1 protein-coding gene is annotated in these 330 nt (G+C 56.1%); it reads right to left on the bottom strand.

What is annotated here, in order from left to right; translation table 11 throughout:
- The coding region (locus tag AC1QQ2_RS09300; RefSeq protein WP_479712967.1) for a GTP-binding protein at positions 1-330 on the bottom strand (330 nt) is incomplete at both ends.

Genomic DNA, 330 nt, shown 5'->3' on the forward strand with positions numbered 1-330 from the left:
AGATCGAGAACACGTCTTCGATCGGCATCAGGAACGGCAGGTCAACTGCACGTGCCGGAGTCGGGATGTAGGTGTCTACGGCTTCCATCAGAGCGCGGATCGAGTTCTCACCGATCTCAGGATCGCGGCCTTCCATAGCAGCCAGAGCCGAACCTTTAACGATCGGAATATCGTCGCCAGGGTAGTCGTAGGACGACAGAAGCTCACGGATTTCCATCTCAACCAGCTCGAGCAGCTCTTCGTCGTCTACCTGGTCAACTTTGTTCATGTAGTCAACCATGTGTGGGATGCCAACCTGACGGCCAAGAAGGATGTGCTCGCGGGTCTGCG

Source organism: Aestuarium sp., from assembly GCF_023253315.1.
Classification (GTDB): Bacteria; Pseudomonadota; Alphaproteobacteria; order Rhodobacterales; family Rhodobacteraceae; genus Marivivens; species Marivivens donghaensis.